Here is a 20,456-nt window from a genome sequence, read left to right as displayed (position 1 = left end):
CGCCATTTTGGCGAGACGCATTTGTCCTATTGCTGAAAATATCACAGCTAACTTGGGCAATATTGGGGCTAAATAGTTTCTATTGTTTGGTCTTTTGCAACGATCAAGTTGCCCAAACATGGCTTTCGACCAGAGTGCCTGACCGGGATGATTTCCCCGTCAGGCAAAAAAGGTCAAAAAACAGTTGTTATTCAGATGTTGTGGCGGTGCCGCCGCCTGTCAGCTGCGTCGGGGGTACGGCGCTTGCGACATAATCACGATAGATGATTTGCGCGTATTTGCCGTCCAGCACAGTCGGGTGGCGTTCGACAAATCCATTCACTTCGGTGACCGTGCGCCGGTTGGCGCGTTCGCGTCCTTGCGTCACCACCAAAGGTTGGGTTTCGCCAAAGGAAACAACAGCTTCGAGCCGCGATGTGCTGATGCCTTGGGTCGACAGGTAGGCCACAACAGCCCGTGCCCGCCGCATGCCAAGTGCCTTGTTCGACCTGTTTGATCCAACGGCATCGGTATGGCCATAAACGCGAAACCGTACCTCGGGGAACTGCCTGATCCAATTCGCCTGCTGTCGCAATATCGCCTGCGCCGTTCCATCAAGGTTCGACGAGTTGAAGTCAAACGTGACCGTCGATTGCACTTCTCCGGCAAAGCGGTTGGCAAGGTCAAACGTGTACTGCCGCTCGCCGGTCATCACCAAGCGGTTGTTCAGCGTCGCATCGCCAAACGTGCCCAGATCCGACAGCGATCCTGCCTCGCGATAAAACTGCGTGTACACAGGATCATTGCTGCGGCCGCAGCCCGCGACTGTGGCTAGTGCAGCGATAATGCTGATGGTGCCGAGCTTTGAAATGATCCGGGTGTTCATCTGATCAATCCAGTACATAGCCGTAGGAACCGCTGAAATCCTGTTTGGCAACTTCACCGGCAGCACCCTTTGTCGGGGTCTTTCCGCCGCTAGATGTGCGACCGCTCAGGAAAAGTTCGTTTTCGGTCGGGGGCTTGATCCGGTCTGTCGGCAAGGCCAAGGCGTCGCCGCGTGTTGGGGTCACCAGATGCGCAGTGATGATGATCACCAGCTCTGTCTGGCTGCGTTGGTAATTCGCGCTGCGGAATAACGCGCCCAAAACCGGTACGTCGCCAATCCAGGGCAGCTGTCTTGAGGTGTCGGTGAAATCATCGGTCAGCAGACCGGCGATTGCAAAACTTTCACCATCGCGCATCTCCACCGTGGTCGAGGTTTCGCGCCGCGTGAAAGCAGAGATATCAAAGCCGTTACCCAAAGACACGCTGTTGCTGGGGTCAATCGCAGAAACGGCGGCCTTTAGTTCGAGGTTGATCAGATCTTTGTCCACCACACGGGGGATAAAGCTCATCTCGACGCCAAAGGGTTTATATTGCACGGAAATCCGGTCGCCGACTTGCGATACAGGCACAGGGTATTCGCCGCCCGCAAGGAACGTCGCCTCTTGGCCGGAAAGCGCAACAAGGTTGGGTTCGGCAAGAAAACGCACCGCGCCTTTTTGTTCGAGTGCTTCAAGCAACAGGCCAACCTGTGTTGATCCGGCGTTAAAGCCGAACAGGACGGCACCTGCATTGCTGTTTGATGATGGTGTCAAACCACCCAAAGAGTTGGCAATGCCTGTTGATCCGTTTGTCGTGTTCGTGCCGCCATTGATGGCAAGGTCCGACCCCAACAGACCGTTCAACGCCAAAGACGCGCTGAGCGATTTGGAGACAGAGCGCTGCATTTCAGCAAAACGGACTTTCAACATGACTTGTTGAATGCCGCCCACGCTCATCAGGTTGGACACACGTTCGGGCGCATAGCGTTCGGCCAGATCCAGCGCGCGCTGCAACCCTTGGGTCGATGACACGATGCCGGACAGGACGATCCCGTCATTGGCAGTGCGCACTTCGATCTTTTCACCCGGAAGGATCTGGCGCAGGCGTTCTTTGAATTCTGAAATATCCGATGCAACGCGAACGTCGACATTCGCAATCAATTGCCCGGCAGCGTCCAGCAATGTCAGGGTCGTCAGGCCAGGGGATTTGCCCAAGACATAGATTGTTCGGTCAGAGAGGGACGAGATGTCGGCAATGCCGGGGTTGGCGATGCTGAGTTCTGCAAAAGGAATGTCGCTTTCGACCACGACAGCGCGGTTCATCGGCACTTCCAAGGCGCGATTGGTCCCTCTGTTGACCACACGCAACGTATCCGCCTGAACGGCGGTTGGTGCGGCCAGCAAAAGCGGCGTTGCACATAGGGTCAGCCCGAAAAGGGCCGCTGTGATAAATCTGTCGATTTTCATGTGACCTGCCTTTGTGATCACGCCTCTGGAAAGGGTCTTAGTGCCCATCGTTTGAACCACTGTGCGTTTATTTTGATTTTTTTGCAAGAATCAATGACATGCAGGGAGGCGTGGCTGTGGATTAACGGCAACATGTGCCATTTACGCCAAACGCCGCGCTGGTCTGCGCGGCGTTTGGCGGTCTTGTTCGATGACGTTAGTTTGTACAAGGGATCGGAATTTCAACCACCTCGGCACCACGGCGGGTCCGGATTGTGCAGACTTTTTCCTTCTCGACCTCGGCTTTGACCGTTTCGTTCGCAATGCCAAGCAGGCTGCGTTGGTCTACTTCGATGGCACCGGCGATGGTATCGTCATCCGCACCGACCAAAGAAAGGGATAGTTTGCCGGTGGATTGCGCTTGGGCCAATGCCGCGACCTGATTTGGTTTTACGGCGACTGTCACGGTTTGGGCGATGTTGGCTTCGTTCATGTCGCCACCGGCACTTTGGTCGATTGCAATCAGTTGAACCCCGGCTTCGATCAGTTTGGTGACATCCCCTGCGTTGCGCATGTTGCTGTCGCCGACCGTAATGCGACCAGTCCAATAGACGTCTACGCGGTCACCGGGGCGCAAAAAGCCTGAAACGCCGCTCGAGACGTCGACCTTGATGGTAAATGCACGGGTGCCGCGGGCCAGCCGCGATGTCAGGCCGGTATCTTCGCCGGGGGCTGTAACTTTTGTGGCCATGATGGCTTCGTCTTTTTCCATGGCGCGCAACACGACGCGCAGTTCATCCGTACCTTCGGGGAACAACATGGCCTTGTCGGTGAACGCACCTTCCGGAATTGCATTCTGGGGCCAAGCGACTTCGCGTATGTCTTCAAGCTTGAGCTGCTGACCATATTTCAAAGGTTTTTCGGCCACATAGACGGTCACGGTGGGCACAATCTGGGCCAAAGCCTGCTGTGCCTGAGCGTTTGCCGCCTGATAGGCACTGATGCGATCTTTTGCCAGATAGACCGCACCGCCAGCCAGGGCGATCCCTACTAACAGGACTAGTCCAAATACCATTCGCATTTTAATTTCCTCATTTGAATTTCTGCCGGGGTGATCCGGCCTTAGAAGCACTTCAAGGGGTACTGGGCAAATGTGTTCAGACTATGGAACGCTTGCGATCTTCTTGCGCCGACTTGAAGAGGGCGGCATGGGTTTCGACGTGAAATTCTGTATGCGCTGGATGCGGCGTCTTGAATCTGGAATGCTGGATCAGAGCCCGCCGGGTTCGACCTTCATCAAGCTATCGGCAAGATCGACAGCGCCTGTCGTGATGCTTGTAATAACCGTAATACCCAACACAACGATAGCGGCGCAAAGCACGACCCAGTCGACTGTGACAGCCCCGCTCTCAGCCGTGCGAAATGTCTTCAATTGAAAAAGCATAAAGTGACAACCTCAACGACCGGATGGGGAACTTATGTAGAAATGGCCGCATCCTGACGTTCAGAATGCGGCCACTTGTTCGTTAGCTTGACGACGTATTAGCCACCGACGCTTGGTGTGGCAGGCTGGAAGCCTTTCAAAGCGGAAGCTGTGTTGCTTGTCAGGTCTTTGGAACCAGTTTCGATCGAGGAATAAGCTGCAACGCCCAGGCCAACAACGGCAGCGGTCAGAACAACCCAGTCAACAGTTACTGCGCCGGAGTCGTCTTTGCGGAAGTTTTTGATAAATTTCATCATGGTATGTCCCTCCAAGGATCATGTAAGTTTTCAGTTTCAACCCTGTCGTCCGTGTGGCTCTGTTTCTCTCAATCAGCGCCTGTTCGACTTGGTATGACGCTATATAGCTGTCTGAATGGGGCATGAATTTGGCGACAAATGTGGCTTTTAATATTTTGGGGCCTATTTGTGCGAAATTCCTTATAACACGCTGATTATAATTGATAAAATATGTTAACTTTTTCCTCACATTTGAAAATTTCGTCCTGTAGATGGCCAATTATGGCGAAATTGCCATTATTTCTGCCATGATTTGCTAGTTCGAAGGCGCTTTTCATGAGATATTCGTGCGATCGAGCACATAAGCATAAAAAAGCAGGCAGAAATGTTTCGACTAATTAGCGTTTCACTCATCGTGGGGGTATTGGCCGCGCCAATGCTGTGGGCGGATTCGCCCAAACCGTTTCCGAAGTTCGAGGCCAAGCGGGTCAAACCTCCGAAACCTGGCAGTACAAACCGGATCAATGTCTTTATCGAACCGCAGATCGCCGCAGTACCACAGGCGGTTGCGACCCCGTCGGGGGCGATTGCACCCGTAGCGCCGGGGCAGTTTGATTGGTTCTGGGCGCGGATATCGCCCGACGCGGCATCCTCAGGCCCTGGCAGACTTGAGGATGCGATGATCACGCTTGCGACCGCCAGCACCAAGGTGCCGGCACCGCGGATGCAGCAGATGCAGGAAATCGCAAAGGCCAATGGCATCGACATTCTGCGCTCTACCATTGGTACGTCGGTGTCGCCCGCTTTGGTGCTGGCTGTGATTACGGTTGAGTCAGCCGGTCGCGCAGATGCTGTCAGCGGGGCAGGGGCAGAAGGGTTGATGCAGTTGATGCCCGACACGGCCGCGCGTTTCGGCGTTACCGACAGTATGAAGCCGACCGAAAACATCTTGGGCGGTGTCAAATACCTTGATTGGTTGATGGGCGAATTCGACCGCGACCCTATTCTGGTTCTTGCCGGATATAACGCGGGCGAAGGATCAGTACGCAAACACGATGGCGTGCCCCCCTTTGCAGAGACGCGCGATTACGTGCCCAAGGTGTTGGCCGCCTTTCAGGTCGCCAAGGGTCTGTGCCAGACTCCGCCAGAGCTGATTACAGATGGCTGCGTCTTTGCCGCGATGAACTAAGGGACTGACCAATCCCGGGACAGTCCATGCCCAACCAAGGATACCCCGCTATGATCATCGCCCTCATCCTTCCGATCGCAGCACCAGTGATCGCCTGCATCTGTCTGGTCAGTGCCCTTCGTCCATCAAGGGGATCGCGCTGGCTTTTGATTGCGACGGCGGCGGTGCTTTTGCTCTTTTCTGTCTGGTATGTCGGTGCTTTGATTTTGGGGATCTGGTGACACCTCAAATGTTACAAGGCATGAAAAAGGGCACCAAACCCAACGGCGGTGCCCTTTCACTTTGATCTAATGAAACGATCAGATGATGGTGGCTAGGGTCGCTGCGCGCAGCTCTTCTTCGGTTACGCCATCGGCACATTCAACGATCTTCAACCCGCCCTCGACGACATCCAGTACGCCAAGGTTGGTGATGATGCGGTCGACCACGGATTTGCCGGTCAACGGCAAGGTGCATTCTTTCAACACTTTGCTCTCGCCGTGCTTGCTTGCGTGATCCATCACGACCACCACACGGCCAACGCCTGCGACCAGATCCATCGCACCGCCCATGCCTTTGACCAGCTTGCCGGGGATCATCCAGTTTGCAAGGTCACCGTTTTCAGCAACTTCCATCGCACCAAGAATCGCCATGGCAATCTTGCCGCCCCGGATCATGCCAAAGGACGTTGAGCTGTCGAAATAGGACGTGCGGTCCAGTTCCGTGATGGTCTGCTTGCCCGCGTTGATCAGGTCCGCGTCTTCGTCGCCGTCGATCGGGAATGCGCCCATGCCCAGCATGCCGTTTTCCGATTGCAGCGTCACATCCATGCCGTCGGGGATATAATTCGACACCAGTGTCGGAATCCCGATGCCAAGGTTCACATACCAGCCGTCTTGCAGTTCCAGTGCGGCGCGTGCCGCCATTTGATTGCGATCCCAAGCCATTATGCTGTCCTCACTGTGCGCTGTTCGATGCGTTTTTCGTGATCGCCCTGAATGATGCGGTGCACATAGATGCCGGGCAGGTGGATGGCGTCACCGCCAAGGCTGCCGCGCGGTACGATCTCTTCGACCTCGGCAATGCAGATTTTGCCACACATCGCGGCGGGCGGGTTAAAGTTGCGGGCCGTTTTGCGGAACACAAGGTTACCCGTGTCGTCGGCTTTCCATGCTTTGACAATCGCCAGATCAGCAACGATCCCGCGTTCCAGAATATAGGTTTCACCGTCGAAATCTTTGTGCTCTTTGCCCTCGGCGATCACGGTGCCTACGCCGGTCTTGGTGTAGAAGCCGGGAATGCCCGCGCCACCGGCGCGCATGCGCTCGGCCAGGGTGCCTTGTGGGTTGAATTCAAGCTCAAGTTCGCCGCCCAGATACTGCCGCATGAATTCTTTGTTTTCACCCACATACGAGCTGATCATTTTTTTGACCTGTTTGGTCTGCAACAAGATGCCAATGCCGAAATCATCGACGCCTGCGTTGTTCGACGCAAAGGTCAGGTCCTTGGTGCCGGCATCGCGAATGGCGTTCAGCAGCAGTTCAGGGATCCCACACAGGCCAAAGCCACCCGCAGCGATCAACATCCCGTCATGCAGGACGCCTTCCAGCGCCTCGGCAGCACTACCATAAATCTTTTTCATTCGGACTCCTTTCGATAGGGGCGTTGGGCCCGCTACTTCTCATGCATCAACGCTTCTATGACGCGACGTTAAGGATGTGTCAAACGCGGTTCAGGCGCACCCGTTAGGATGCGCCTGAAAACACGGACGAAACCAACCGGCCAAAGGTAGACTGCTTAATTCTGCGCCTTTGGGGGCGTTGAAGGCGTTAGATGATCCGCACTTGCGTCCCGACAGGTGCGATCCCGAAAAGCGCCTCGATCATGTGGTTGTACAGTCCGATACACCCGTCCGAACTTTGCCGTCCAATCTTGCGCGTGTCATGGGTGCCGTGGATCAGATAGGCGGGCCAATCCAGATACATGGCGTGCGTGCCCAGCGGGTTATCCGGACCGGGAGGCATATACTTCAGATCAGGATCGCGTTCGATCATGCTGGGGGTGGGGGTCCAGTCGGGACCGATGCGCTTGCGGACGATCCGGGTATATCCCCGCTTGGTCAGCTCGTCGCTGCGCGGCACCGATGTGGGGTAAATGTTGTATGTCTCTCCGTCACCGCTCCAGAAATGCAGCGCGCGCGATGTGGTATCCGCAACGATCGCCGCCTTTCCCAATGTGTCAAAGTGGTCTTCCCATCGCTGCTGGGTAAAGCTCGAGGTGTTGTGGCGCACAGCCGCAACCGCCGTGTCAGCCTCGGTTGACTGCGCCCGCAGGAGCGTGGGCATAAAAAGCGTAGCCCCTGCTGTCGCAATCAATCCGCGCCGTGAAATCTTCTGCTCTGCCATCTATCTGCTCCTTTTTCCGTGGCGTTTCACGCATCGGTGGCAGCTAGGGGCCTATACAGCAAGTCACATATTCATGAATTGCATTGTGTTCACAACTTTGTCACTCGGCTTTGGTCGCCGGAGCCTTCTTTTTCGCCGGTGCCTTCTTGGCGGCAGGTTTCTTCGCGGCGGGTTTCTTGGCAGCAGCTTTCTTTGCCGGCGCTTTCTTGGTCGCGGCCTTGCGCTTGGCCGGAGACTTGGCCAGCTTTTCTTCGATCAACTCGACCGCGCGCTCCATCGTCAGGTCGGCAGGCTCGATCTCTTTGGGGATCGTCGCATTGACCTTTTCCCACTTCACGTAGGGGCCATATTTGCCTTCCATGATGTGAACGTCGCCGCCCAGATCAGGATGTTCGCCCATCTCGCGGATCGGTTTAGCGGCCTTGCCACGTCCGCCACGGCTGGCGACTTTTTCAGCCAACAACTGAACAGCGCGGTTCATACCGACGGTAAAGACCTCGTCCAGCCCTTCAAGGTTGGCATTGGTGCCGCCACGATCCGACGTGCTGGGGGCGTGTTTGATGTAGGGGCCATAGCGCCCAATGTTGGCCCAGACCATAATGCCATCTTCGGGATGTGGCCCGATTTCGCGCGGCAAGGACAGCAACATCAAGGCGCGCTCAAGTTCAAGCTCTTCTGCGGGCCAGTCCTTGGGAACCGACTGGCGTGGCGGTTTCTTGTTCTCTTCGGTCACAGGGCCGCGCTGCACGTAGGGGCCAAAACGGCCCTTGAACACGCGAATTTCGTCGCCCTGATCTTCGCCCAGCAACTTGCCATCCGGTGGGATCGCAGATTTTTCTGCCTCGGGGTCGGGCGGGCCGAAGGGGCGGGTATACCGGCATTCTGGATAGTTCGAACAACCGATAAAGGCCCCGCCTGACCGCGCTGTGCGCATGGACAGGCGTCCGATTTCGCAATTGGGGCACAGGCGCGGGTCTTTGCCGTCTTCAGTCGGTGGGAAAAGATGCGGCTCCAACACCTCGTTGATCTTTTCCAGTACCTCGGTAATGCGCAAATCAGCGGTTTCCGCGATCGCAGCCGAGAAATCTTTCCAAAAACGGTTCAGGACGTCTTTGTAATCGGCGTCGGCCGCGCTGACCTTGTCCAACTGGTCTTCCAGATCGGCAGTGAAATCATAGCCCACATATTTGCGGAAATAATTTTCAAGGAAGGCAGTAACCAAGCGGCCTTTATCCTCGGGGAACAGCCGGTTGCCTTCTTTGCGCACGTATTCGCGGTCCTGAATCGTGGTCACGACGCTGGCGTAAGTTGACGGGCGCCCGATCCCAAGCTCTTCCATCCGCTTCACAAGCGTCGCTTCGGTATAGCGCGGTGGTGGTTGGGTGAAATGCTGCTCTGGCGTGACGGCGCGCTTGTCCATCTTGTCGCCTTGGGTGATCTGCGGCAGGCGCTTGTCATCTTCGTCCACCACGTCATCGCGGCCTTCTTCATAAACGCGCAAGAATCCGTCAAATTGCACGACCTGACCTGTGGCGCGCAGACCGACCTGTTCATCCTTGCTGCCAATCTCGACTGTGGTGCGTTCCAGACGGGCGCTTTCCATCTGGCAGGCCAGCGTGCGCTTCCAGATCAGATCGTACAACTTGCGCTGGTCTGCTTCGGTCAGTTTCAGCGCGGCTGCATCCTTGGCCATATCTGTGGGGCGGATACATTCATGCGCTTCCTGCGCGTTCTTGGCCTTGTTCTTATAGATCCGAGGGGCAGACGGCACGTATTCCGCACCAAACCGTTCCTTGATCGCGTCGCGGGCCATGGTCATTGCCTCGGGGGCCATGTCGATGCCGTCGGTCCGCATATAGGTAATGTGCCCGGCCTCGTACAAGCGCTGCGCCGTGCTCATCGTCTGGCGCGCACCCATGCCGAACTTGCGGCTGGCCTCTTGCTGCAAGGTAGAGGTCATGAAGGGCGCGGAAGGATTGCGGCTGGCAGGCTTTGCCTCGATGCTGGTGACGGTCAGATCGCGGCTGGTGATCGCCTGCACAGCCATTTCGGCCTGTGTTTCATTGGCAAGGTCAAACCGGTCCAGTTTCTTTCCGGCAAGTGTGACAAGCCGCGCTTCGAATTCCTGACCACGCGGGGTCGCAACCAACGCCTTGACGCTCCAATACTCGCGGTTGCGGAACGCCTCAATCTCCATCTCGCGCTCTACGATCAGGCGCAAGGTAACCGACTGCACGCGCCCCGCGGATTTCGCACCGGGCAGTTTGCGCCACAAAACAGGCGACAGGTTAAACCCTACCAGATAGTCCAAGGCACGGCGCGCCAGATACGCTTCGACCAAGGGCATATCCACCTGGCGTGGGTTCTTCATCGCCTCGGTAACAGCAGATTTGGTGATCGCGTTGAACACGACACGGCTGACCGGAGTATCTTTCTTGATCGACTTGCGCTGTGTCAGGGCCTCTTGCAGGTGCCAACTAATCGCTTCCCCTTCGCGGTCGGGGTCGGTCGCGAGGATCAGTTCGTTGTCGTTTTTCAGTGCATCCGCAATTGCTTTTACGTGCTTCTTACTTGCGGCCGCGATTTCCCACTTCATGTCGAAATCGTGATCCGTGTCGACTGACCCGTCTTTCGGTGGCAGATCGCGGACATGGCCGTAAGAGGCGAGAACAGTGTAATTACTGCCCAAATAAGAGTTGATCGTTTTGGCCTTGGCAGGTGATTCGACGACAACAACGGGCATAAAATTAGGTACCTTAGTTCAGATGGATCGGCTCAACGTCGCTTTGACATGTGGCGTGGGGGTAGTTTTGTCAATGCGCTGATCTGACTGATATGATCTACCCCAAGCGAAAATTTTGCCCTGTTCCTGTTTTTGGAACCGGGGGGCACGACGCACGGATTTCTGATTTTTTCGATTTCCGGATGGTTGAAAATCCCGGGGGAGACCGGATGAAATCCGGGGCGGGGGCTGGCCCCCGATCACTCCGCTGCGATAATCGTTTCGCTAAATTATCCAGTGCGCGATACCAAACCGCCGGGTTGACGCGAAATTTGTCCGTCCAGTTCCAAATCGATCAAGATGGGGGCCACTTTGGCCGCGGATGCCTGTAAATCCCGGATCAACTGATCTTCTGCAATTGGGCTTGGGCCAAGGCGTGACAAGATTTGCAGGTGCAGTGCCGCAGTTTCACGCAGCGATTTTTTTGGCGCAGGGGCAGACGCGCTTTCTGCCAATCCCAACTCGGCCTGAACGGGTTGGACAGCATCGGCGCGGCCCAGCAATTCAATCACATCTGCGGCGTTACGCACCAATGTCGCACCATCGCGCAGCAACATATTGCATCCTGCTGCCCGCGCATCAAAGGGATGGCCTGGAACCGCCAGCACTTCGCGGCCTTGGTCCAAGGCGTCGCGCGCAGTGATAAGGCTGCCGGACTTGGCGGCTGCTTCGACAACAATGGTCGCATGGCTTAACCCTGCGATGATCCGATTGCGGCTGGGGAAATGGCGCGCCATCGGTTGCAGGCCCATTGGCTGTTCGGACAAGCGCAATCCAGAGGCCGCGATATCCGCCGCAAGTTGTGTGTTTTCCGCAGGGTACATCACATCGACCCCGCCTGCCTGGACCGCGATTGTCCCCGTGCCAAGTGCAGCCAGATGTGCTGCGGCATCGACCCCGCGTGCAAGCCCCGAGACGACAACATACCCCGCCTCCCCAAGCCCTTGCGCCAAGGCCTTGGCCATCCGCGTGCCTAGCGATGATGCATTGCGTGCCCCTACAAGGGAAATCTTGGGCCGGTGTATGATATCCAGATTGCCGATCGCCCAGAGAAAGGGGGGCGCGTCGTTCAAATCATACAAAGTTTCGGGATAGGCATCGGTCCCATGCATGATAAGTTGCGCGCCAGCAGCTTTGGCGGCGCGCAACTCTGCATAAACCACCCCTTCGGGGCAGATCTCGTAGTTTGCTACTCCCGCAGCGCGCGCCACCTTTGGTAGCGCGGCCAGCGCATTCTGCGCAGTGCCGTGTTCAGCCAGTAGTCGTTTATACGTTGACACACCGACCCGACGCGAGCGCAACAGACGAAGGCGCGCAAAGCTTTCATCTTCCGAGGTGGGTGGGATTGGGGGGTGAGTGGAAGAAGGATTGTAGTCCTTGTCAGTCATCCCGCGTCTCCGTCCGTTGCTAGAATCAGGTATATGTTGTGGTGGTTAACAACGCATGAATCGAATTCCGCCCATTTGTGCTAAACGGGCGGAGATGCGTTCACCAAAAGCCGCTATGCCGCAGCACCACCAACGGTCAACCCACCGATCATCAACGTCGGTTGGCCGACGCCAACAGGCACCCATTGGCCCGCCTTGCCGCAATTGCCCATGCCGGGGTCAAGCGCGGGATCATTCCCGATGGCGCGGATCTGTTTTAAAGCCGTTGCACCGTCACCGATCAATGTCGCGCCCTTGACCGGGGCTCCGACGATGCCATTTTGAACCCGGTAGGCTTCGGTGCAGGAAAACACGAACTTGCCATTGGTGATATCGACCTGACCACCGCCGAAACCTACAGCGTATATGCCGTCTTTCAGGTCGGCCACGATGTCTCCGGGCGTCATATTACCGCCCAGCATATAGGTGTTAGTCATCCGTGGCATCGGGATATGCGCATAGGATTCGCGCCGCCCGTTGCCTGTCGATTGTACGCCCATCAGACGGGCGTTCTGGCGATCTTGCATGTATCCGACCAGCACACCGTCTTCGATCAGGACGTTTTTTGCGGATGGGGTGCCTTCGTCATCGACGCTGATCGACCCGCGCCGGTCGGGGATCGTTCCATCATCAAGCACCGTGACCCCTTTGGCCGCAATTTGTTGACCCATCAGCCCGGAAAACGCGCTTGACCCTTTGCGGTTGAAATCCCCCTCAAGCCCGTGGCCAATCGCTTCGTGAAGCAAGATACCGGGCCATCCGGGGCCAAGCACAACATCCATCACGCCAGCGGGGGCAGGGACGGCTTCTAGGTTAACGCAAGCAATGCGCAACGCCTCTCGGGCTTTGGCTTGCCAATCGGACCGTTCAAGCAGCCCGTCAAGGCCCACGCGCCCGCCGCCGCCCGCGGTGCCGCTTTCACGCCGCCCGTCCTGTTCGACAATGATCGATACATTGACACGGGTCATTGGCCGCACGTCCCGCACAGACGTTCCTTCGGGCCGCAGAATTTCAATTTCCTGAATCGATGCGGCGATTGACGCCGATACTTGCACGACGCGTTTGTCCAGGCTGCGGGCGAAATCATCGATCTCACGAAGTGTTTCAACTTTTACTGGAAAAGCCGCCCCAGCGATGGGGTCTTCGTCAGTATAAAGCCGTTGATTTGTGGAAATCGGCGCATCCGCCCATGTGCCGCCCCCGTCACCCACAGCCAGTCGCGCTGTTTCGCAGGCGCGGCGCAGGGCAGATTCGCTGATCTCGGAGGAATGGGCGTATCCGGCCACCTCGCCGCGCACGGCGCGCAGCCCAAATCCCTCTGAGGCATCATAGCTTGCGGTTTTTAGCCGTCCGTCATCAAACATCAGCCCCTCGGAACGGCGTCGCTCCAGAAATAGTTCCCCGTCATCGGCACCCGCTACGGCGTCGCGCAGGACCTTTAGCGCCGCATCGCGATCAAGATCTGTCCCAAAAGGGTTAAAAGGCGTCTGGCTCATCCGAAAGGTCCTTAATCGTGTCATAAAAATCGCTTCGCGTCCGTTTGACGCAAGCACAAGTCTTTATCTTGAAGTTAGAATATGATTGTAAGACTTCAGATTACAACGGTTCGGCGTTACCCAAGACGGGTTAGGCCGCGATTCGCTATCAATGGTCACAAGATCAGGACGACATATGAAACATCTTCTATCCCTTTCAGGTCTCATGGCCGCTTTTTCCGCAGTACCCGCATGGGCACAGGAAAACCTTCGAATTGATGGTCTAGAGATCATCGGTGAACCCATTGACGGAAAAACGGGTTTTCAACCTGCCGTGACGCGCGTCGCGCAGGATATTCACGATCTCGACTATCTGATCTTGGTTATCATCACCTTGATCACTCTGTTCGTGACTGCTTTGATCCTTTGGGTGGCCTTCCGCTATAACAAAAAACGTAACCCGACGGCGTCGTCCTTCACCCACCACACCCCGGTTGAAATCGCATGGACAATCGTGCCGATTCTGGTTCTGGTTCTGATCGGTGCGTATTCCTTGCCGATTTTGTTCCGTCAGCAGGAAATCCCGCAGGCCGACCTGACAATCAAGGCGACTGGGAACCAGTGGTACTGGACCTACAACTACGTGGATGAAGGTTTTGGCTTTGACAGCTACATGATCGGCGCACCAGCTGTTGGCGGTGAGAACCGCAAAACACCCGAAGTGATCGCCCAGTTGGAAGCCGCTGGCTATACAGAGCAGCAGTTTTTGCTGGCCACTGACACTGCAGTTGTGATCCCGGTTGGGAAAACGATTGTTGTGCAGGTGACCGGATCTGACGTGATCCATTCTTGGGCAATGCCAGCATTCGGCGTAAAGCAGGACGCGGTTCCCGGTCGTCTGGCCGAGACATGGTTCAAGGCCGAAAAAGAAGGCGTTTACTTTGGCCAGTGTTCCGAGCTGTGCGGCAATGCTCATGCCTATATGCCAATCACAGTCAAAGTTGTATCTGAAGAGGTGTACGCCGATTGGCTGAACAAGGCGAAGGCCGAGTATGCGGGCATTCCGCAGCCTTTGACGGTCGCATCCAACTAGAACATTACGTCTTTTGTCGGGGCACGATTGCCGTGCCCCGATCCACAATTCAGGCGGGATTTGTATGACTGACACAAGCACAACACCTACTGGCGAATACGAGGCGCAATTGGGCGATTACTTTGCCCTGCTGAAGCCACGCGTGATGCAATTGGTCGTTTTCACAGCGCTTGTTGGCATGCTGGCTGCGCCGACGTCTGTGCATCCTGTCGTGGCGTTCGCATCGATTCTGTTTGTTGCCATTGGGGCAGGTGCCTCGGGGGCGCTGAATATGTGGTGGGATGCTGATATCGACGCCATCATGCGGCGCACGGCCAACCGTCCGATCCCGTCCGGACGTGTCCAGCCGGGTGAAGCGCTGGCCATTGGCGTTGCCCTTTCCGGGCTCTCGGTGATGATGCTTGGGCTGGCCGCCAACTTGCTGGCCGCCGGCATGTTGCTGTTTACGATTCTGTTTTACGCTGTTTTCTACAGCATGTGGCTAAAGCGTCTTACACCGCAGAACATCGTCATCGGTGGCGCGGCGGGCGCGTTTCCCCCGGTCATCGGTTGGATTATTGCAACGGGCAGCTTTTCTGTCGAGGCATGGTTGATGTTCGCCCTGATCTTTATGTGGACGCCACCACATTTTTGGGCCTTGGCGCTGTTTATGCGCAATGACTATGATGATGCCAAAGTTCCGATGCTGACCGTTACGCATGGCCGTCGGTCCACCCGCCGTCATATCCTTGTCTATACGGTTTTGTTGGTGGTTCTCGCTGTCGCGACCGGCTTCACATCCATCGGGGGGCCAATCTATCTGACCGCCGCTGTTATTTTGAACGTGCTGTTCCTGATTGGGGCCGTGCGGATCTGGAAGCGTGATGAAGATGACAGCGAGGCCGATAATTTCCTGGTCGAACGTAAATTCTTCCGCTTGTCTCTTTGGTATCTGTTTCTACATTTTGGTGCGATTCTTGCCGAAGCAACCTTGCGGCCGTATGGATTTGGAGGTTGGTCATGACCATCCGTGCAGAACATGAAATTCATACCCGCCGTCGCGGACGCAACCTTGGTATCGGTCTGATGCTTGGTGCTTTTGTGTTCCTGGTGATGCTGCTGACCTATGTGAAAATCACCAATATAGATTTTAATGATCTCCCTGGTGGTGCCGTCCAAACTCAGGAGAGCAGCTGATGGCGATCTCTGGTCCTACAAAGACGGTACTGCAAACGGTCTCTGTCGTCGTGTTGATGGGGGGGCTGGCATGGGCATCCGTGCCCTTTTACGATTGGTTTTGCCGGGTTACCGGCTTTGGCGGCACGCCGGGCCAGGTTTCCGCAAACTCCGAAGGAATTCTGGATCAGACGGTCACTGTTCGTTTTGACGGCAGCCTGAATGATGGCATGAGCTGGGAATTCAAACCGGTCGTCAACGAAATGGAAATCCGTATCGGCGAAACAGGTCTGGCATTCTACGAGGCTTATAACCCGACAGATCATCCCATCGCCGGGCAAGCGTCTTATAATGTGACGCCTTATGCGGCAGGCGCATTCTTTGAAAAGATCGAATGCTTTTGCTTTACTGAACAGGTGCTTGCCCCGGCCGAGCGCGTTCAAATGCCGGTCAGCTTTTTTGTTGACCCAGAAATTGTGGCAGACCGTGACGGCAAGTTTGTACATACGATCACACTGTCTTATACGTTTTATGAAATTGACCTGCCAGAGGGATACGCAGCCCTCGAACAGGACAGCCAGACAAACCTGAATTAAGAAAAAGGTGAGGGACGCCATCATGGCCCACGAAAAAAACCACGACTATCACATTCTAGCGCCCTCAACGTGGCCTTTGCTAAGCGCCTTGGCTGGCAGTGTCATGCTTGCCGGTGGCGTATTCTGGATGCATGACATTACGCCGTTTGTGTTTTTGGGCGGATTAGTTGCCGTCCTCTACTGCATGTTTGGCTGGTGGTCTGAAGTGGTCGCTGAAAGCAAAATTGGCGATCATACCAATGTTGTACGCATCGGCCTGCGCTATGGCTTTATCCTGTTCATCATGTCCGAAGTGATGTTCTTTGTCGCTTGGTTCTGGACCTTCTTCAAAGAAGCCCTGTACCCAATGGACGAATTTCCGGGTTCTACCTACGTTCAGCCCGATATTATTCCCGTTGACGCCTTTCACCTGCCGCTGATCAACACATTGATTCTGTTGCTGTCGGGCTGTGCCGTAACATGGGCGCACCACGCGCTAGTGCATGAAAACAACCGCAAGGACCTGATTACAGGTTTGGCAGTTTCAATCGTTCTTGGTCTCTTGTTCACGGCCTTCCAAGCGTATGAGTACTATGAATTGTTGGTCCACGCTGATTGGACATTCGGTGGCGACCTGTTCTTCTCCAGCTTCTTTATGGCGACAGGTTTTCACGGGTTCCACGTGGTGATCGGGACGATCTTCCTGACGGTCTGCCTAATTCGCGCGATGCGTGGCGACTTTACCCAAGAGCAGCACGTCGGTTTTGAGGCCGCTGCTTGGTACTGGCACTTCGTTGATGTGGTTTGGCTCTTCTTGTTCTTCGCTGTCTACATGTGGGGCATCTAAACGCCCCGGCGGCTTGCAAACCGCCCTGCGATCACTAAAAGCTATTGGCGCGCGAGGGGGACCTTGCGCGCCTCTGCATTCAAGCCACCCGAACGGGTGACCAACCTCAAGAGAGCCTTATGCGTCGCACGCTATTCTTGCTGATCGTCGGTCTTGGCGGTGCAGCTATCCTGATCTCGCTTGGCATCTGGCAGATTCAGCGTCTGGCGTGGAAAGAGGCGATCATCAGCGACATCAATGCGCGTATCATTGCCGACCCCGTGGCGTTGCCATCATCCGTCGCCGATCCAACCGATGCCTACCTGCCCGTCGTTGCATCCGGCATGATTGAGGCGGATGAAATCCACATCCTTGTCTCGCAAAAGGATCTTGGGGCTGGATACCGGATTATTGCGCCTTTCGTGTTGGAAGATGGTCGCAAGATCCTAGTCGACCGGGGCTTTGTGCTGACGACTGCCAAAGCCAACGCGCGCGAAATCGGACCGGTGACGATCACCGGCAATCTTCAATGGCCTCAAGAAACCGACGATTTCACGCCCGCGCCTGATCTGGCTGCGAATATCTGGTTTGCCCGCGACGTCCCTGCGATGGCAGATGCCTTGAAAACCCTGCCCATCCTGCTGGTTGCCCGCAGCAGCACGCCACCGGCAGCAGACATCAGCCCATTACCCATAGATACCGCGCGTATCCCCAATGATCACTTGCAATACGCCATCACCTGGTTCTCTCTTGCCGCGATCTGGCTTGGTATGAGCCTGTTCTTCCTGCGCCGCCGCGCACCCAAAGTCGAAAGCTGACCTTCCTTATGCGTTACGTTTCCACCCGTGGTTCCGCCCCTGTCCTAAGTTTCGAAGACGCGCTGCTGACCGGGCTTGCCCGTGACGGCGGCCTTTATGTTCCCGAAACCATCCCCACGCTCAGCCGCGAGGACCTGACCGAGATGGCGACGATGTCCTATGAGGACGTCGCATTTAAGGTGATGAAGCCTTTTGTCGGGGACACCTTTAGCGATGCGGAGTTCAAATCGCTGATCGCAAAAGCCTATGCCGGTTTCAACCATACTGTCCGCGCGCCGCTGGTTCAGCTGGATCAAGGGCACTTCCTGCTTGAGCTGTTTCACGGGCCAACGCTGGCGTTCAAAGATTTTGCCATGCAGTTGATTGGCCATATGTTCCAAGCGGTACTGTCGCGCAAGGGTGAGCGCGTGACAATCGTCGGGGCGACGTCGGGTGATACGGGATCGGCGGCGATCGAAGCATTTCGCGGCCTTGATAATGTCGATGTGTTCATTCTCTACCCCCACGGTCGCGTGTCCGATGTGCAGCGCCGCCAGATGACGACGCCGGTCGAAATGAACGTTCACGCTTTGGCGCTGGACGGTGATTTTGACGATTGCCAGGCCCGCCTGAAAGATATGTTCAACGACCACGCCTTTCGCGATGGGGTCAGACTTGCTGGTGTGAACAGTATCAACTGGGGGCGTGTGCTGGCACAGGTGGTTTATTATTTCACCGCCGGGCTTGCCATGGGGGCGCTGGATCGCAAAGTCAGCTTTACCGTGCCGACCGGCAACTTTGGTGATATTTTCGCAGGCTATATCGCGCGCGAAATGGGCCTTCCGATTGCGGATCTGGTGGTAGCAACCAACCAGAACGATATCTTGCACCGGTGCCTGACAACAGGAGCATATCACAAGGGCGAGGTTCACGCCTCTATCAGCCCTTCGATGGATATTCAGGTCAGCTCGAATTTCGAGCGGGCATTGTATTTCGCCTATGGTCAGGACAGCGATGCGATCAATGGGTTGATGGCTGATCTGGCGAATGGTGGTTTCGATGTGGGTGACAACGCCCTGCGTGATCTGAAAAATACCTATAAATCCGGACGGGTGTCAGAGGATGAAACCTCGGCGACGATCAAGGAATTCTATGCCGCCACGGGAGAATTACTGTGCCCGCATTCCGCAATCGGGGTGCGCGTGGCGCAAGATATGCGTGATCCTGCGACGCCAATGATCACCCTGGCAACGGCGCACCCCGCCAAATTCCCCGACGCAGTTGAAGCGGCCACAGGCGTACGCCCACCGCTGCCAGACCACATGGCCGATCTGTTCGAACGCGACGAACGGCTGACACGGGTGCCCAATGATCTTGAGGCGCTTAAAGACATTATCAAAGGGGGCATCGCCCAGTGAGCCTGCAACAACACCGCCTGTCCAACGGATTCCGCATTGTAACAGAACATATGCCCGGTCTGGCCTCGGCGTCGATTGGCGTCTGGGTCACCGCAGGCGCGCGCCATGAGACGCCGCAGCAGAACGGAATCGCGCATTTTCTTGAACATATGGCCTTCAAGGGCACGGCTAAGCGTACATCCTTGCAGATCGCCGAAGCGATCGAAGACGTGGGGGGTTATATCAACGCCTACACCTCGCGCGAGGTGACAGCCTATTATGTGCGCGTGTTGGAAAACGATGTGGCGCTTGGCCTCGATGTCATCGCCGACATCCTGCGCAATCCGATCCTCGACAAAAACGAGATCGAGGTCGAACGTGGTGTCATTCTTCAGGAAATCGGCCAAGCGCTGGATACACCGGATGATGTGATTTTCGACTGGCTTCAAGAAGAGGCGTATCCCAACCAGCCGCTTGGCCGCACCATCCTTGGCCCGACCGAGCGCGTTTCCAATTTCTCTCGTGAAGATTTGTCCAGCTTTATTGATCAGCACTATGGCCCCGACCAGATGATTCTGGCGGCGGCAGGTGCTGTGGATCACGATGAAATCGTGCGTCTGGCCGAACAGTTGTTTGGCGATATGCCGCAAAAACCACTGTTTGATGTTGATGCTGGAAAATTCTCTGGCGGTGAACTGCGTCAGGTGAAAACGTTGGAGCAGGCGCATTTCGCGCTTGGCTTTGAATCGCCGGGCTACCGTGCGGATGACATTTATGTCGCGCAAATCTATGCATCCGCGCTTGGCGGTGGCATGTCGAGCCGCCTGTTCCAAGAGGTCCGCGAAAATCGGGGGCTCTGCTATACGATCTTTGCGCAGGCGGGTGCCTATGCCGACACCGGCATGATGACGATCTATGCGGGCACGAGCGGCGAACAGTTGCCCGAATTGGCTGGTATCACCATCGACGAGATGAAGCGCGCCGCATCCGATATGTCGCCCGCCGAAGTCGCGCGTGCGCGTGCCCAAATGAAGGCCGGCCTTCTGATGGGCTTGGAAAGTCCGTCAAATCGCGCCGAACGGCTGGCGCGTCTGATCCAGATTTGGGACCGCATCCCGCCACTGGAAGAAACCATCGCCCAGATCGACGCCGTGACCACCGGTGACGTGCGTGATTTCGCGCAGACAATGGCCGCCACGGCACCCGCTGCTTTGGCGCTATATGGTCCGGTCGAAACGGCACCCACCTTGGCAGAACTGCAAGAACGCCGCGCTGCCTGATGCTTGGGCTCAAACGAAAATTGGCGATTGAAACGGAAAGGCTGACCCTGCGCACGCCGATCCACGCCG

21 protein-coding genes are annotated in these 20,456 nt (G+C 56.1%); 10 read left to right on the top strand and 11 right to left on the bottom strand.

Features of this window, described 5'->3' with window-relative positions:
- Positions 1–187: 187 nt before the first annotated feature.
- From ABYT07_RS04400 to ABYT07_RS04380, 5 genes are all read right to left on the bottom strand, one after another.
- On the bottom strand, positions 188–883 hold the full coding sequence (locus ABYT07_RS04400; RefSeq protein ID WP_372989744.1) for an OmpA family protein: 696 nt from the start codon (positions 881–883) through the stop codon (positions 188–190).
- Positions 870–2,309, bottom strand: a complete 1,440-nt coding sequence (locus tag ABYT07_RS04395) for a type II and III secretion system protein family protein (RefSeq protein ID WP_372989743.1) — start codon at positions 2,307–2,309, stop codon at positions 870–872. The genes ABYT07_RS04400 and ABYT07_RS04395 overlap by 14 nt, the downstream gene beginning before the upstream one ends.
- Positions 2,310–2,505: 196 nt before the next feature.
- Positions 2,506–3,369 carry a Flp pilus assembly protein CpaB gene (gene cpaB / locus ABYT07_RS04390; protein WP_372989742.1) on the bottom strand — a complete coding sequence of 288 codons (864 nt, stop codon included), beginning with the start codon at positions 3,367–3,369 and terminating at the stop codon, positions 2,506–2,508.
- A gap of 189 nt (positions 3,370–3,558) precedes the next feature.
- Positions 3,559–3,732 (bottom strand): hypothetical protein, encoded by a 174-nt coding sequence (locus ABYT07_RS04385; RefSeq protein WP_372989740.1) that lies wholly within the window; start codon positions 3,730–3,732, stop codon positions 3,559–3,561.
- 98 nt (positions 3,733–3,830) lie between these two features.
- Positions 3,831–4,028: a Flp family type IVb pilin gene (locus ABYT07_RS04380; RefSeq protein WP_372989739.1), complete on the bottom strand. Its 198-nt coding sequence runs from the start codon at positions 4,026–4,028 to the stop codon at positions 3,831–3,833.
- 364 nt (positions 4,029–4,392) lie between these two features.
- Between ABYT07_RS04380 and ABYT07_RS04375 the strand changes: the two genes are divergently transcribed.
- Entirely contained in the window at positions 4,393–5,196 is an 804-nt protein-coding gene (locus tag ABYT07_RS04375; protein ID WP_372989737.1) for a lytic transglycosylase domain-containing protein, read from the top strand.
- 50 nt (positions 5,197–5,246) lie between these two features.
- On the top strand, positions 5,247–5,417 hold the full coding sequence (locus ABYT07_RS04370; RefSeq protein ID WP_372989736.1) for a hypothetical protein: 171 nt from the start codon (positions 5,247–5,249) through the stop codon (positions 5,415–5,417).
- A 78-nt stretch (positions 5,418–5,495) separates the two neighbouring features.
- Here ABYT07_RS04370 and ABYT07_RS04365 read toward each other — a convergent pair whose 3' ends face one another.
- The 6 genes from ABYT07_RS04365 to tldD form a co-directional block, all read right to left on the bottom strand.
- Positions 5,496–6,122 carry a 3-oxoacid CoA-transferase subunit B gene (locus ABYT07_RS04365; RefSeq protein WP_372989735.1) on the bottom strand — a complete coding sequence of 209 codons (627 nt, stop codon included), beginning with the start codon at positions 6,120–6,122 and terminating at the stop codon, positions 5,496–5,498.
- Entirely contained in the window at positions 6,122–6,817 is a 696-nt protein-coding gene (locus ABYT07_RS04360) for a CoA transferase subunit A (protein ID WP_005851680.1), read from the bottom strand. Before ABYT07_RS04360 ends, ABYT07_RS04365 begins: the two co-directional genes overlap by 1 nt.
- A 187-nt stretch (positions 6,818–7,004) precedes the next feature.
- A complete protein-coding gene (locus ABYT07_RS04355) occupies positions 7,005–7,580 on the bottom strand; it encodes a L,D-transpeptidase (RefSeq protein ID WP_372989734.1) in 576 nt (191 codons plus the stop codon).
- A gap of 100 nt (positions 7,581–7,680) precedes the next feature.
- On the bottom strand, positions 7,681–10,323 hold the full coding sequence (gene topA, locus ABYT07_RS04350) for a type I DNA topoisomerase (RefSeq protein ID WP_372989732.1): 2,643 nt from the start codon (positions 10,321–10,323) through the stop codon (positions 7,681–7,683).
- A 269-nt stretch (positions 10,324–10,592) separates the two neighbouring features.
- The gene (gene dprA / locus ABYT07_RS04345) at positions 10,593–11,750 is read right to left on the bottom strand and encodes a DNA-processing protein DprA (protein ID WP_372989731.1); all 1,158 of its coding nucleotides are present in this window, start codon (positions 11,748–11,750) and stop codon (positions 10,593–10,595) included.
- Positions 11,751–11,863: 113 nt separating this feature from the next.
- Positions 11,864–13,285 (bottom strand): metalloprotease TldD, encoded by a 1,422-nt coding sequence (tldD, locus tag ABYT07_RS04340; RefSeq protein ID WP_372989730.1) that lies wholly within the window; start codon positions 13,283–13,285, stop codon positions 11,864–11,866.
- A gap of 175 nt (positions 13,286–13,460) precedes the next feature.
- On the opposite strand from tldD, the gene coxB reads away from it, so the two are divergent.
- The 8 genes from coxB to ABYT07_RS04300 all read left to right on the top strand — a co-directional run bounded on the left by coxB (position 13,461) and on the right by ABYT07_RS04300 (position 20,387).
- Entirely contained in the window at positions 13,461–14,357 is an 897-nt protein-coding gene (coxB, locus tag ABYT07_RS04335; protein ID WP_372989729.1) for a cytochrome c oxidase subunit II, read from the top strand.
- A gap of 64 nt (positions 14,358–14,421) precedes the next feature.
- Positions 14,422–15,360 carry a heme o synthase gene (gene cyoE, locus ABYT07_RS04330; RefSeq protein ID WP_372989728.1) on the top strand — a complete coding sequence of 313 codons (939 nt, stop codon included), beginning with the start codon at positions 14,422–14,424 and terminating at the stop codon, positions 15,358–15,360.
- Positions 15,357–15,533: a cytochrome C oxidase assembly protein gene (locus ABYT07_RS04325; protein ID WP_372989727.1), complete on the top strand. Its 177-nt coding sequence runs from the start codon at positions 15,357–15,359 to the stop codon at positions 15,531–15,533. Before cyoE ends, ABYT07_RS04325 begins: the two co-directional genes overlap by 4 nt.
- On the top strand, positions 15,533–16,108 hold the full coding sequence (locus tag ABYT07_RS04320) for a cytochrome c oxidase assembly protein (protein ID WP_372989726.1): 576 nt from the start codon (positions 15,533–15,535) through the stop codon (positions 16,106–16,108). The genes ABYT07_RS04325 and ABYT07_RS04320 overlap by 1 nt, the downstream gene beginning before the upstream one ends.
- A 22-nt stretch (positions 16,109–16,130) precedes the next feature.
- Entirely contained in the window at positions 16,131–16,934 is an 804-nt protein-coding gene (locus ABYT07_RS04315; RefSeq protein ID WP_372989725.1) for a cytochrome c oxidase subunit 3, read from the top strand.
- A 119-nt stretch (positions 16,935–17,053) separates the two neighbouring features.
- On the top strand, positions 17,054–17,731 hold the full coding sequence (locus ABYT07_RS04310; protein WP_372989724.1) for an SURF1 family protein: 678 nt from the start codon (positions 17,054–17,056) through the stop codon (positions 17,729–17,731).
- 8 nt (positions 17,732–17,739) lie between these two features.
- On the top strand, positions 17,740–19,128 hold the full coding sequence (gene thrC / locus ABYT07_RS04305) for a threonine synthase (RefSeq protein WP_372989723.1): 1,389 nt from the start codon (positions 17,740–17,742) through the stop codon (positions 19,126–19,128).
- The gene (locus ABYT07_RS04300) at positions 19,125–20,387 is read left to right on the top strand and encodes a M16 family metallopeptidase (protein WP_372989722.1); all 1,263 of its coding nucleotides are present in this window, start codon (positions 19,125–19,127) and stop codon (positions 20,385–20,387) included. Before thrC ends, ABYT07_RS04300 begins: the two co-directional genes overlap by 4 nt.
- Positions 20,388–20,456 lie beyond the last annotated feature (69 nt).

The organism is Sulfitobacter sp., assembly GCF_041552635.1.
Lineage (GTDB): Bacteria > Pseudomonadota > Alphaproteobacteria > Rhodobacterales > Rhodobacteraceae > Sulfitobacter.
This window is presented reverse-complemented; position numbering and strand designations above follow the sequence as displayed.